Annotated in this window: 12 protein-coding genes; 8 read left to right on the forward strand and 4 right to left on the reverse strand. The window is 66.9% G+C overall.

Going from position 1 to position 12251, the window contains the following annotated elements; all coding sequences use genetic code 11:
- The first annotated feature begins 79 nt into the window (after positions 1-79).
- Genes DFR52_RS07000 through DFR52_RS07035 form a run of 8 tightly spaced genes read left to right on the forward strand, consistent with a single transcriptional unit; the run spans position 80 to position 7197 of the window.
- Complete coding sequence (locus DFR52_RS07000; protein WP_110031253.1) at positions 80-523, forward strand: SRPBCC family protein; 444 nt, start codon at positions 80-82, stop codon at positions 521-523.
- Between the two features lie 21 nt (positions 524-544).
- On the forward strand, positions 545-1345 hold the full coding sequence (locus tag DFR52_RS07005; RefSeq protein WP_110031254.1) for an FAD binding domain-containing protein: 801 nt from the start codon (positions 545-547) through the stop codon (positions 1343-1345).
- Between the two features lie 57 nt (positions 1346-1402).
- Positions 1403-1885 carry a (2Fe-2S)-binding protein gene (locus tag DFR52_RS07010; protein ID WP_110031255.1) on the forward strand — a complete coding sequence of 161 codons (483 nt, stop codon included), beginning with the start codon at positions 1403-1405 and terminating at the stop codon, positions 1883-1885.
- Positions 1886-1895: 10 nt separating this feature from the next.
- Positions 1896-3263 (forward strand): xanthine dehydrogenase family protein molybdopterin-binding subunit, encoded by a 1368-nt coding sequence (locus tag DFR52_RS24960; RefSeq protein ID WP_110031256.1) that lies wholly within the window; start codon positions 1896-1898, stop codon positions 3261-3263.
- A 1-nt stretch (position 3264) separates the two neighbouring features.
- Positions 3265-4281, forward strand: a complete 1017-nt coding sequence (locus DFR52_RS24965; protein ID WP_110031257.1) for a xanthine dehydrogenase family protein molybdopterin-binding subunit — start codon at positions 3265-3267, stop codon at positions 4279-4281.
- Positions 4281-5162 carry an AAA family ATPase gene (locus DFR52_RS07025; RefSeq protein ID WP_110031995.1) on the forward strand — a complete coding sequence of 294 codons (882 nt, stop codon included), beginning with the start codon at positions 4281-4283 and terminating at the stop codon, positions 5160-5162. The genes DFR52_RS24965 and DFR52_RS07025 overlap by 1 nt, the downstream gene beginning before the upstream one ends.
- Positions 5159-6310: a vWA domain-containing protein gene (locus tag DFR52_RS07030; protein WP_110031258.1), complete on the forward strand. Its 1152-nt coding sequence runs from the start codon at positions 5159-5161 to the stop codon at positions 6308-6310. Before DFR52_RS07025 ends, DFR52_RS07030 begins: the two co-directional genes overlap by 4 nt.
- The gene (locus DFR52_RS07035; protein ID WP_110031259.1) at positions 6307-7197 is read left to right on the forward strand and encodes an amidohydrolase family protein; all 891 of its coding nucleotides are present in this window, start codon (positions 6307-6309) and stop codon (positions 7195-7197) included. The genes DFR52_RS07030 and DFR52_RS07035 overlap by 4 nt, the downstream gene beginning before the upstream one ends.
- Before the next feature lie 3 nt (positions 7198-7200).
- Here the strand turns inward: DFR52_RS07035 and DFR52_RS07040 are convergent, their stop codons facing one another.
- The 4 genes from DFR52_RS07040 to DFR52_RS07055 all read right to left on the reverse strand — a co-directional run bounded on the left by DFR52_RS07040 (position 7201) and on the right by DFR52_RS07055 (position 12087).
- Entirely contained in the window at positions 7201-9585 is a 2385-nt protein-coding gene (locus tag DFR52_RS07040; RefSeq protein WP_110031260.1) for an aldehyde dehydrogenase family protein, read from the reverse strand.
- Between the two features lie 5 nt (positions 9586-9590).
- Positions 9591-10520: a deoxyribose-phosphate aldolase gene (gene deoC, locus DFR52_RS07045; RefSeq protein WP_210205819.1), complete on the reverse strand. Its 930-nt coding sequence runs from the start codon at positions 10518-10520 to the stop codon at positions 9591-9593.
- Positions 10521-10786: 266 nt separating this feature from the next.
- Positions 10787-11515 (reverse strand): DeoR/GlpR family DNA-binding transcription regulator, encoded by a 729-nt coding sequence (locus DFR52_RS07050; RefSeq protein WP_110031261.1) that lies wholly within the window; start codon positions 11513-11515, stop codon positions 10787-10789.
- A 215-nt stretch (positions 11516-11730) separates the two neighbouring features.
- On the reverse strand, positions 11731-12087 hold the full coding sequence (locus tag DFR52_RS07055; protein WP_110031262.1) for an ElaB/YgaM/YqjD family protein: 357 nt from the start codon (positions 12085-12087) through the stop codon (positions 11731-11733).
- Positions 12088-12251: the final 164 nt, after the last annotated feature.

Below are 12251 nucleotides of genomic sequence, written 5' to 3' on the forward strand. Positions count from 1 at the left end.
CCTCCAAGACGCATTGATAAGCAGCCCCGGTCCGCCGGGCCTAGTCTTGCCGCATCGGAAATCGCGAGGGCATCATTCAATGGCGAACGTCACCATCTCCAGCGTCATCGACGCACCGGTCGAACAGGTCTGGGCCCGCATCCGCGACTTCAACGGCCTGCCGTCCTGGCATCCGCGCATGGTCGAGAGCCATATCGAAGACGGCAAGCCGGCCACCGAGATCGGCTGCGTGCGCAACTTCACGCTGGCAAGCGGTCCGAAAATTCGCGAGAAGCTGACGGCATTTTCCGACGAGGATTTCCTCGTCAGCTACTCGATCATCGAGCACCCGGCGCCAATCAGCAATCACACCGCGACGCTGCAATTGCGCCGCATCACCGATGGCGACCGGACCTACGCGGAATGGTCTTCCAGTTTTGACGCGCCTGCGGAAAAGGCCGACGAAATGGCCGCCGGCATGGGCGCCAATGTGTTCCAGGGCGGTTTCAACGCCCTGCATGACCACTTCACCGCAAAGGCCTGAACCGACCCGAGGAGTTTCGCCATGTCGCTCTCCCTGCAGACGTTTTCGACGGTCAAGGACGCCTCGGCGGCGCTCAGGTCGGGCGGCGCGCGCTATCTCGGCGGCGGCACGCTGGTGGTGCGAGCCGTCAACGAGGGCGATATTTCGGTCACCGGCTATGTGCGGGCCACCGACCCGGCCCTGTCATCGATCGACCACGCGGACGGCCGGGTGCGCATCGGCGCTTCGGTGACCATGGCGACGATTGCCCGCCGCCGCGATCTCGGCGACGTGGTGCGCGCGGCGAAGGCGGTCGGCGGCCCGGCAATCCGCAACATGGCCACCGTCGGCGGCAATCTGCATGCGCCCGCGCCCTATGGAGACTTTGCCGTGGCGCTGCTGGCGCTCGATGTCACGGTGCATTTTACGGATCGCGACATGCCGATGGCGGACTTCATCGCCGGCAACGGCACGCCGTCCGGGCACGACATCGTCACCGCCGTCAGCTTTGCCGTGCCCCCCGCCGGCAGTTTCAGGTTCCTCAAGGTCTCGCGCGTCAAGCCCAAGGGTGTCTCGGTGCTCTCGATCGCCACGCTGATCGACACCGACGGCGCCGGCGCGGTGCAGACGGCGCGGATCGCGCTCGGCTGCATGGCCGAGCGGCCGATGCGCGCGGCTGCCGCCGAACGGGCGCTCGTGGGCAGCAGGCTGACCCGCGAGGGCATCGCCGCAGCCGTCGCGGCCATCGGCGAGGGAACCGATCCGATCACCGATCCGATCGCCAGCGCCTGGTACCGGGCCGAAGTGTTGCCGGTGCATTTCAGGCGGCTGCTGCTCGGCTGAGAGAGGCGTCTGGGAGAGATCGCCGCGGCCTCGGGGCCTGCGGCAGGAGGAGGAAGAATGGCCAGGGTTCCGGTTCAATTTACACTCAACGGCGAGGAGCGGGCCGAGTTCATCGAGAGCGGCACGACGCTGCTGCACGCGCTGCGCGACACGATGGGCGACACCTCTCCCAAGGGCGGCTGCCAGCAGGGCACCTGCGGCGCCTGCTCGGTGATCGTCGACGGCGAGTTGCGCCTTAGCTGCCTGACGCTGGCTCAGACCTGTGAGGGTGCAGCCATCGAGACCACCGCCGGGCTCGCCGCGGGTGGAGTGCTGCATCCGCTGCAGCGCGCGATCATGGATGGCTTCGCCGCCCAGTGCGGTTTCTGCACCCCCGGCATGATCATGGCCGCCAAGGCGCTGCTCGACCACACCCCGAACCCGACCCGCGAGGACGTGATCGAGGCGATCTCCGGCAATGTCTGCCGCTGCACCGGCTACGAGCCGATCATCGCGGCGGTGCTCGCCGCCGCCCGCTCCAATTCGCAGAACGCAGGCTGAGGAGGCGATCATGGAAATCCGGAAAGAGTATTTCGCCGATGAGCGTCAGGATGATCTCCACGAGATCGGCCAGTCGCGGCCGCGCTCCGATCTCCCCGGCCACGTCACCGGCAAGACCAACTACTTCGCCGACCGCACCTTTCCGGGCCTCACGCATCTCAAGATGGTGCGCAGCCCGCATCACCACGCCAATATCCGCTCCATCGACACGTCGGAAGCCGAGAAGCATCCGGGCGTCATCCGCGTTCTGACGGCCAAGGACGTGCCGCACAATGTCTACACCATCCTGATCCTGATCCAGGTCGGCCCCGAGGACGAGACCGTGCTCGCCGACCGGAAGGTGAGCTGGAAGGGCCAGGCGGTTGTCGCCGTGGTGGCAACGAGCGAACGTGCGGCGCAGGAAGCGGCGGCGAAGGTCAGGATCGACTACGAGGTGCTGCCGGCGGTCTTCGACATGCTCGAGGCGCTCAAGCCCGACGCGCCCGAGGTCAACGAGCACCACCCCGGCAATTACTATCATTATGACAGCGGCGACCATCGCAAGGTGCGCTTCGGCGACATCGACGCCGGCTTCGCCATGGCCGACCACATTCTCGAGCAGACCTATCATTCCTCGCCGATCGAGCAGGCGCCGGCCGAGACCACCGGCTGCATCGTCACACCCGACGGAAACGACCGCTTCACCTGCTACACCAACACGCAGGCGATGTTCTTCACCCTCGACAACACCTCGATCATCCTGCAGATGCCGGGACACAAGCTGCACATGGTCGGCGGCACCGTGGGCGGCGGCTTCGGCGGCAAGGTCGATGTCATCGTCGAGCCGATCGCCATCCTGGCGGCCAAGCTCACCAACCGGCCGGTCTCCTTCATCTATTCCCGCGAGGAGGAGATGCAGATCTCCTCGCCGCGCGCCGCCGAGACGATCATTCTCAGGGACGGCGTCATGAACGACGGCCGGCTCGTCGCCCGCAAGGTCACCGGCTACACCGACGCCGGCGCCTTCTCCCGACATTCGCCCTATGGGGCGCAGAAGGGAGCGGCGCACTATCCCGGTCCCTACACGGTGCCGAATGTCTGGATCGACACCTACTGCGTCTACACCAACCGCACGCCGTCGAGCGCCATGCGCGGCTTCGGCGTCACCATCGCCGACTTCGCGCTCGAGGTGCAGATGGACAAGCTCGCCCGGCTCATCGGCATGGACCCGCTCGAGTTCCGCTTCATCAACGCCTATCGCGACGGCGACATCAAGGCGCATCGCCAGCCGACCGAGGGCGCGGCGCTGATCGAATGCATGCAGGAGGCCTCGCGCGTGGCGAACTGGCCGGTGGCGGAGAAATACATGGCGATGTCCTCGCGCGGAAGGGAGGCCTGAGATGGCGATCCGGAAGGGCCGCGGCGTGGCGGCGATCAATTATCCGACCGGCATGAATCTCGGCGGCGACCCCAGCCAGGCGCTGGTGCACTCGACGCCGACCGGCAATTTCATGGTCTCGCTGTCGAGCGTCGATCTCGGCCAGGGGCTCAAGCAGGTGATGGCGCAGATCTGCGCCGAGACCATCGGCGTGCCGACGGACCTCGTGACCATCGACACCGCCGACACCGACACCGGCCCGCATTGCATGGGCACATTCGCCTCGCGCGGCACCCACCGCATCGGCAACGCCGTCAGGCAGGCGGCCGAGGAGGCGCGCCAGGTGATGCTGGAGGTGGCGGCGGACGAACTCGAGGTCAACGCCTCGGACCTCGACACCGACGGCACTGGCAACATCCACGTCAAGGGCGCGCCGCAGAAGTCGATCTCGATCTTCGATACCGCGCTGGCCGCCCATTTCAAGCGCGGCCGCTCGATCTCCGGCCGCGGCATGTTCCTGGTGCCGCGCTCGTTTCCGGAAACCGAGACCGGGGCGATGAAGCCCGCCACCTGCTACGCCCATGCCTGCGTCGTGGCCGACGTCGAGGTGGACGACGAGACCGGCGAGGTCACCGTGGTCTCGGTCAAGAATGTCTACGAGGTGGGCCGGGCGCTCAATCCGAAGATGGTCGAGCAGCAGCTCGTCGGCGGCTCCTGGATGGGCATCAGCCACGCGCTTTACGAGACCACCGAGCCCTATTATCCGAACCGCGAGCACGGCGGCACCGACTTCAACCAGTATCTGATGCCCGGACCCGGCGATCTGGCGGCGACCGAGACCATCGTCATCGAGCGGCCCGCCGCCGACGGCCCCTATGGCGCCAAGGGCGTGGGCGAGATGTGCGCCAATCCCCAGATCCCGGCGCTTGCCAACGCCATTTTCGACGCGGTTGGCGTTCGCATCGATTCGATGCCGATCACGCCCGAGCGCATCCTGCGCGCGTTGAAGGCGCAGGCCGGCGAAATGCGGACCGGATGATGGCAAGCGGGGCAATCGACAGCCTTGCCGCTTCGCCCGACGCCGTGGCGGCACGGCTGGCGGAGGCGGCCTATCTCGCCGACGAGAGCCTGGCGACCGCCATCTTCCTCGCCATTAGGCTCGGCAAGCCGCTGCTGCTCGAGGGTGCGCCCGGGGTCGGCAAGACGGAGGCGGCCAAGGCGATTGCCACCGCGCTCGGCCGCGACCTGGTGCGGCTGCAATGCTACGAGGGGATCGATTCAGCGCACGCACTCTATGAGTGGAACTACCAGCGCCAGCTGCTCGCCATCCGCCAGGCCGGAGAGCACGAGACCGACATCTATGACGACCGGTTCCTCATTGCCCGGCCCCTCATGCAGGTGCTGCGGGCGCCGGAACAAGCGCTGCTGCTGGTCGACGAGATCGACCGCTCCGACCATGAATTCGAGGCGCTGCTCCTGGAGTTTCTCTCGGATTTCCAGATCTCCATTCCCGAGCGCGGCACCATCCGTGCCAAAAGCCGGCCGCTGGTGGTGCTGACGTCGAACCGCACCCGCGAACTGGCCGAAGCCTTGCGCCGGCGCTGCGTCTATCACTGGATCGCCTACCCGGACGCGGCCCGCGAGGCGGAGATCATCATGTTGCGCGCCGGCGACGTCGTCCGGCAGACGGCGCTCGCCGTCGCCAGCGCCGTGCGCGACATCCGTGCCCGCCCGCTGGCCAAGCCCCCGGGCATTGCCGAGGCGGTCGAATGGGCCAATGCCGCCACCATCCTGGAGAAGGGCGGCAGCCCCTGGCCCGAAGCCTTCCGCCGCGCCATCGGCGTGCTGATCAAGGACGAGGAAGATCTCGGCTACATCGCGCCGGAACTGGGCCGCATCGTCGAGGCGGCGATGTCATGAGCCCGACCAGCGCCCCGGACCCATCGGACTTGCCTCAGGCCGCCAGACCTCTCTTCGGCTTCGCCCGCCTGCTCCGCCGCCACGGTTTTCCGGTGGCGCCCGAACAGGTGACCGGCTTCATGCAGGCGGTGTATCTGCTCGGGCCACGTTCGATGGACGATATCCGCGAGGCGGCGCTGGCGATGCTGGCGCCGCAGCCCGACAGGCGCGACGAGTTCGAGGCGCATTTCCGCAGCTGGTTTTATGGCGAGGCGGCGGCGGTCGTTGAAGGCGAGGGCGAGGACGAAACCGAAATCAAGGATGACGGGGGTGCAATCGAGGAGCAGCTCGAAATCCAGCGGACCGAGACCGGCGGCGAACTCTCGTCAGCCGCTGAGCAGTTGAGTCGCCGTGAGCTTCAAAGCGACCGCTCCCGCCTCACGAATTTCCAGCGCCGGATCTCCGACAGCCTGCCCAGGCGCCGATCCTTCCGCACCGTGCGCACCGCGTCCGGCGGTCATGTCGACCTGCGGCGTTCGCTGCGCAGCATCCTCGGCTCCGACGGCGACATCCCGTCGCCGCGCTGGCGCAAGCGCCAGACGGTGCCGCGCCGGCTGCTGGTGCTGATCGACGTGTCGGGCTCGATGAAGCTGCACACCGCCGATTACCTCAGGCTGGCGCACGCCGTGGTGCAGGGCGCGCCCCATGCCGAGGTCTTCAGCTTCGCCACGCGGCTCACCCGGCTCACCTCCGCGCTCAGGGTTCGCGACCGCGACCAGGCGCTGGCGCGCGCGTCCGAACTGGTCGACGATTGGGACGGAGGCACCCAGATCGGCGCCACGCTGCTCGCCTTTCTCTCGGTGCCGCGCTTCTCGGCCTTTGCCCGCGGCGCGTCGGTGGTGATCCTGTCCGACGCGCTGGAGCGCGGCGATCCGGCGGCCATGCAGCTTGCCGTGCAGCGCTTTGCCGCCCGCGCCCATCGGCTGTCGCTCGCCACGCCGCTCGCCGGCGATCCGCGCTTCCGGCCGGAGACCGCGGCGCTGAAGGCGATCCTGCCGCTGCTCGACGACCTCGTCGACGGCTCGTCGATCGCCGGACTCACCCGATTCCTGCTGTCGCTGGCGCGCTCCGCGCCCGACGCGAAAACTCTCTGGCGGAGGGCATCATGACGCAACCGATCATCGATTCGCATTTCCACATCTGGCGCCAGGAGGACCTGCCCTGGCTCAAGGGGCCGATGGTGCCGCGCATCTTCGGTCCCTACGAGCCGATCCGGCGCGACTATCCGATCGAGGAGTTTCTCGAGGACCAGAGCCGCTCCGGCATCGAGAAGGCGGTCTATGTGCAGACCAACTGGGCGAAGCAGGATTTCGAGAAGGAAGTGGCCTGGGTGCAGGCGACCGCCGACCATACCGGCTGGCCCCACGCCATCGTCGGCTATGCCGACATGACGGTCGACGATGTCCGGCCCCAGCTCGACCGGCTCACGCGCTACCCGCTGCTCCGCGGCGTGCGGATGCAGTTGCACTGGCACGAGAACCCGGACTACCGCTTTGCCCCGTCGGCCGAGCAGGTGCTCGATCCCAAGGTGCGGGCCAATGTGGCGCGGCTCAAGGACTATGGCCTGTCCTTCGACCTGCAGCTGTTTCCGCCGCAGATGCGCGACGGCGCCGAGCTGGTGGGCGAAAACCCGGACACCGACTTCATCCTCACCCACACCGGGATGCTCACCGACCTCGCGCCCGAAACCCGCGCCGCCTGGGAATCGGGGCTGAGCCAGCTGGCCGTGCACCCGAACCTCTCGGCCAAGCTCTCGGGCCTCGGCACCTTCATCCACGCCAATGATCCGGCACTGATCAAGTTCATCGTCGGCAGGGCCGTCGACATCCTCGGCAGCGACCGGCTGATGTTCGGCTCGAATTTTCCGATCGAGAAATTGTGGACCGACCATGCCGCCCTGACGCGGGCGCACCGGGCCGCCACGGAGAGCTTCGACGCCAAGGCGCAGGCCGACATCTTCTGGACCACCGCCGAGCGGATCTACCGGCCGGTGTGAAGCCTATTCACCATAGGGGATCCAGATGTTCTTCACATCCACGGCGCGGCGGAGATAAAGCGCCCCTTCGGCCTCGGCGCGGTTCATCCAGTCGGTGGCCTTGCCGTGATCGACAAAGGTCCGCTTCAGGTTGCCGACCGACAGCTTCTCGACCATCGCCGACAGCTCGGCGGTGCCGAAGGCCCAGAGGGCATCGACATCGTTGTGAGTGGCGAGCGCCTTGCCGAGTTCGTCCGTCGATCCGGTGACGATGTTGATGACGCCGGCGGGCACGTCGGAAGTTTCCAGGATCGAGTAGAAATCGGTGGCGGCCAGTGGATGGGCCTCGCTCGGTACCGCGACCACCCGGTTGCCCATGGCGATCAGTGGCGCCACCAGGCTGATGAAGCCGAGCAGCGGCGCTTCCGGCGGACACAGAACGCCCACCACGCCGAGCGACTCCGGCATCGCCAGCGCCACGCCGCGCAACGGCGGCACATGCACCGCGCCTTCATATTTGTCGGCCCAGGCGCCATAGGTGAACAGCCGCTCTATGGAGGCCTCGACCTCGGCCGCGGCCTTGCCGGACGATACACCGGTCATCGCCGCGATGCGGGCTGCGAACTCGTCGGCGCGACTGCTGAGATTCTCGGCAATGTAATAGAGGATCTGCGCCCGGTTGTGCGCCGTGGCGCTCGACCAGCCGGCGGCTGCCTGGGCGGCGGCAACGGCATTGCGGATGTCCTTGCGGTTGCCTTCGCCGACTTCCCCCAGAACCTTGCCCTTGGGCGAGACGATGCTGCGCGAATAATTGCCGTCGGGCCGTGCCTGTTTGCCGCCGACATAGAGCTTGGCGGTGCGGTCGAGCGAGGGCATGCCGAATTCGCCGGCGGCCGGTTTTGCAGCGGGAAGGGCGGGCATCGCCCGCGGCTTGCGGCCCTGCCAGGCTTTCGGCTTGAGATATTCATAAGCGCCTTCGCGCCCGCCCTCGCGTCCGAAGCCGGATTCGCGCTTGCCGCCGAAGCCGACGGCGGCATCGAACAGGTTGGTGGCGTTGACCCAGACCACCCCGGCGGCGAGCTTGGCGGCGACGTTGAGCGCCAGTCCGATGGTCTCGCTCCAGACGCTTGCCGCAAGGCCGTAGCGGGAATTGTTGGCAAGCTGGATCGCCTCGTCGGGCGTGCGGAAGGTCATCGACACGGCGACCGGCCCGAAGATCTCCTCGGTGGCGACCGTCGAGGACGACTGCACGCCGCTGAGCAGCGTCGGCGGATAGAAGCTGCCGCCTTGAGGCATTTCGATCTGCGCCTGGTGCAGCGTCGCGCCTTCGGCAACGCCCTGCTTGACCAGTGCCTCGATGCGGCTCAACTGCACCGGCGCGACGATGGCGCCCATGTCGATGCACTTGTCGAGCGGTTGGCCGACGCGAAGCGTCGACATCCGGCGCAGCAGCCGCTCCTGGAACAGCGGCGCGATGCCTTCCTGCACCAGCAGCCGCGAGCCCGCGCAGCAGACCTGGCCCTGGTTGAACCAGATCGCGTCGACCACGCCTTCGACCGCGCCGTCGATATCGGCGTCATCGAAGACGATGAACGGCGACTTGCCGCCGAGTTCCAGTGTCAGAGACTTGCCGCTGCCGGCGGTGCGCTCGCGGATGAGGCGGCCGACCTCGGTCGAGCCGGTAAAGGCGATCTTGTCGACATCGCCGTGATCGACGAGCAGGGCGCCGGTCTCGCCTTCGCCTGTGACCACGTTGAGCACGCCGGCGGGCAGGCCCGCGGCGGCCGCCAGTTCGGCAAACAGCAGTGCGGTCAGCGAAGTGAATTCGGCGGGTTTGAGGACCACGGTGTTGCCGAGCGCCAGCGCCGGCGCCACCTTCCAGGCCAGCATCAGGAAGGGGAAGTTCCATGGAATGATCTGACCGACGACGCCGACCGGTATATGGTCGGAAAATTCGGTATCCTGGATCTGCGCCCAGCCCGCGTGATGGTAGAAATGCCGTGCCGCCAGCGGAATGTCGATGTCGCGGGTCTCGCGCACCGGCTTGCCGTTGTCGATGGCCTCGACCACCGCGATCAGCCGCGCGTGCCGCTGGATCATCCGCGCCAGCGCATAGAGATGTCGGGCGCGGGCATGGCCGGGCAGTTTCGCCCACGGGCCTTGCGCCTTGCGCGCGGCGGCGACGGCATGGTCGACATCGGCCTTGCTGCCGATGGCGAGTTTTGCCAGCACGGCGCCGGTGGCCGGCTCGAACGTGTCGAAGCTCTTGCCTGACTGCGATGGCGTGAAGCCGCCATTGATGAAGTGTCCGAACTTGCCTTCGTGACGCGCCAGCCAGCCGCGGGCCTCGCTGTCGGCTTCCGGGGCAGGGCCGTAGGACATCTCGTCGAAATATTTGGCAACGCTCATCTGGGTCATCCGATCGGGTGTCTGTTGAAGGCCGAATAGGCGCCGGTCACATGGTGTTCCAGCTGCCGCTCGATGTCGGCGAGCAGGCTGGAGGCGCCGATGCGGAAGAGGTCCGGCTCCAGCCATTCGCGCCCCAGTTCCTCCTTCATCAGGAACTGGTAGTTGAGAATGTCCTTGGCCGCCGAAATGCCGCCGGCGGGCTTGTATCCGACCTTGATGCCGGTGCGCTCCTCATAGGCGCGGATGGCGCGCAGCATGGTCAGCGTCACCGCCAGCGTCGCGTTGACGCCTTCCTTGCCGGTGGAGGTCTTGATGAAATCGGCGCCCGCCATCATGCAGACGAGCGACGCCCTGGCGACATTGCGCAGCGTCTTGAGATCGCCGGTGGCGAGAATCGCCTTGACATGGGCATCGCCGCAGGCGGCGCGATAGTCCTTCATCTCATCGTAAAGCGCCGTCCAGTTGCCGGTCAGCACATGCTCGCGGGTGATCACGATGTCGATCTCGCGGGCGCCGTCGGCGACCGAGGCCTCGATTTCCTTGAGCTTGAGGTGATGCGGGCTCAGTCCCGCCGGGAAACCGGTGGAGACGGCGGCGACCGGGACGCCGCTGTCGCCCAGCGCCTCGACGGCAGTGGCGACGTAGCGGTGGTAGACGCAGATGGCGCCGGTGGTGATGCGGCGATCACCCATGCCGAGGCGTTCGAGAATGTCGCGACGGACCGGATTGAGCGCCTTGGCGCAGAGCCGCCTGACCCGCTCGGGGGTGTCGTCGCCGCTGAGCGTGGTCAGGTCGATGCAGGTCACGGCTTTGAGCAGCCAGGCCGCCTGCGCGTCCTTCTTGACCGTTCGGCGTCCCGGCAGCGAAGCCACCCGCCGCTCGGTCGCCGAAAGGTTCACCCGGCTGTCGAGCACCCAGGACAGATCGAGCTCCATGCCGGGATTGCGCGCATGCCCGTGATTGGACTGGCGATGGGCCAAGGCCGATGCCGCGCCATGCTCGTGAGTGTGCGGTGCTTCCAACGGCCAACCTCCCGGCATGGGTGCGGCCGGGGCCGTCATGCCAATCGTCAATTGTTAAATTTCTTTCATTTTGATGTTACTATTCCACCATGCGGCGACGGCGTCAAGGGCAGCGACTTCGCGCCTTGTAGGCATGCATGTCGGATCCCCAACCGCCGCGCACTTTCGGGCGACATGAGTCAGGCCGGCAGCTCGGCAGCCCCGTCCTCGGTGATGACCGCGTCGAACGCCTGCGCCTCGCCGAAGAAGGCCGGGCGGAGCCTGCCGATCTTGCTGGAATCCACCAGCAGGACGGTCTGGCGCGACCGCGCCATTGCCGCGCGTTTGATCTCTGCCTCATGGAAATGGGCGCAGGTCGCGCCCCGCTGCCGGTCGATGCCGGCGGCGGAGAGAACGGCGACATTGATGGCAAGCCCGTTCAATGTCCGCAGGGCCTCGGGGCCGGAGAACGAGGCGGAGGCGGGATGGTACACGCCGCCCAGCATCACCAGGCGGACATTGCGCTTGCGCACCAGGCGTTCGGCCACATTCAACGCGTAGCAGACCGCGGTGATCGAAATCTCCTCGGGCAACAGATCGACCAGATGGGGGACGGTGGTGCCGCAATCGAAGAACACCGTGTCGTCAGGCTTGATGAAGCCGATGGCGTGGGCGCAGGCCCGGCGCTTGGCGGTCGCATGGCTGTCGCCGGCGCGCGCCAGATCGTAAGGGCCATCCCGCTCCAGATCTCCGGCCGGGACGATATGGCCTCCGAGAAAGGCGAAGCGGTCGCCATGAGCGCCCACATCGCGGCGCACGGTCATCTCGGAAACGCCCAGCATCTGTGCCGCGGTCTTGATGTGCAGCACACGGTGGGTGACGAGGGCATCGGACAATGCCGAAATGCGCCGTGCTTTGGGATGGCTCATGAATCCGCCTCGCTGGGTGAGGCATGGATTACAGGTTTGTGCCGATATTCACAAGATGGTGATTGGATATGATCATCCAGAGCGCCGATGCCGCCCCCGTTTTCGCCCCGATGCAGCGACGAACCGGCCGAGCTGACACCGGAGGCGGCGGATGGACCGGCCTCCGGCGGGGGCAGCCGGAGGTTCAACCCGGCTGCACAGTTTTTAACGAGCGCTCAGCGGCGCGTGAAGGCGGCGAACAGGTAGCCGATGCCGGCTGCGACCGCGACCGCCTTCAGCGGCTTGCGGCGGATCCGTTCCTCGAGGTCGCTTTCGAGCGATGCAAGGCTGTCGCGAGCCTGGTCGAGCGCCTGCTGAGACGTGTCCGCGGCCTCCTCACCCAGGCGCGAGGCGCGCTCCTTGTATTCTTCCGCTTTCAGCGAGCCGAATTCGCGGATGGCCTTGCCGAGGCCCGTCACATCCTGGCGCAAGAGCTCCAGTTGATTGAGGACATCGTCGCCGGCGGCGTTGGCATCGGCCGCGGTGGCGGCGGCTGCGGCAGACTTCGAAGCCGAAGCGGGCGGAGGGGTCATGGCATAAACTCCTTGTTGTTCACCCCGACAACTCGCCAGCCCGGCGGTTGTTCCACCTCCACAGGATTCTTGCGGTGACGTGCAGGTCGGAGGCCGCACCGCTTGCGATTGCGCGCATGCAGGTTCTGCGGCACAATTGGAATGTGAGGGTGGTGCATCGCGGC

Origin of the sequence: Hoeflea marina (assembly GCF_003182275.1) — a bacterium.
Classification (GTDB): Bacteria; Pseudomonadota; Alphaproteobacteria; order Rhizobiales; family Rhizobiaceae; genus Hoeflea; species Hoeflea marina.

Coding starts and splice junctions, on each gene's coding strand:
- DFR52_RS07000 (WP_110031253.1), top strand. CDS start 80: ATGGCGAACGTCACCATCTCCAGCGTCATCGACGCACCGGTCGAACAG.
- DFR52_RS07005 (WP_110031254.1), top strand. CDS start 545: ATGTCGCTCTCCCTGCAGACGTTTTCGACGGTCAAGGACGCCTCGGCG.
- DFR52_RS07010 (WP_110031255.1), top strand. CDS start 1,403: ATGGCCAGGGTTCCGGTTCAATTTACACTCAACGGCGAGGAGCGGGCC.
- DFR52_RS24960 (WP_110031256.1), top strand. CDS start 1,896: ATGGAAATCCGGAAAGAGTATTTCGCCGATGAGCGTCAGGATGATCTC.
- DFR52_RS24965 (WP_110031257.1), top strand. CDS start 3,265: ATGGCGATCCGGAAGGGCCGCGGCGTGGCGGCGATCAATTATCCGACC.
- DFR52_RS07025 (WP_110031995.1), top strand. CDS start 4,281: ATGGCAAGCGGGGCAATCGACAGCCTTGCCGCTTCGCCCGACGCCGTG.
- DFR52_RS07030 (WP_110031258.1), top strand. CDS start 5,159: ATGAGCCCGACCAGCGCCCCGGACCCATCGGACTTGCCTCAGGCCGCC.
- DFR52_RS07035 (WP_110031259.1), top strand. CDS start 6,307: ATGACGCAACCGATCATCGATTCGCATTTCCACATCTGGCGCCAGGAG.
- DFR52_RS07040 (WP_110031260.1), bottom strand. CDS start 9,585: ATGAGCGTTGCCAAATATTTCGACGAGATGTCCTACGGCCCTGCCCCG.
- deoC (WP_210205819.1), bottom strand. CDS start 10,520: ATGGAGCTCGATCTGTCCTGGGTGCTCGACAGCCGGGTGAACCTTTCG.
- DFR52_RS07050 (WP_110031261.1), bottom strand. CDS start 11,515: ATGAGCCATCCCAAAGCACGGCGCATTTCGGCATTGTCCGATGCCCTC.
- DFR52_RS07055 (WP_110031262.1), bottom strand. CDS start 12,087: ATGACCCCTCCGCCCGCTTCGGCTTCGAAGTCTGCCGCAGCCGCCGCC.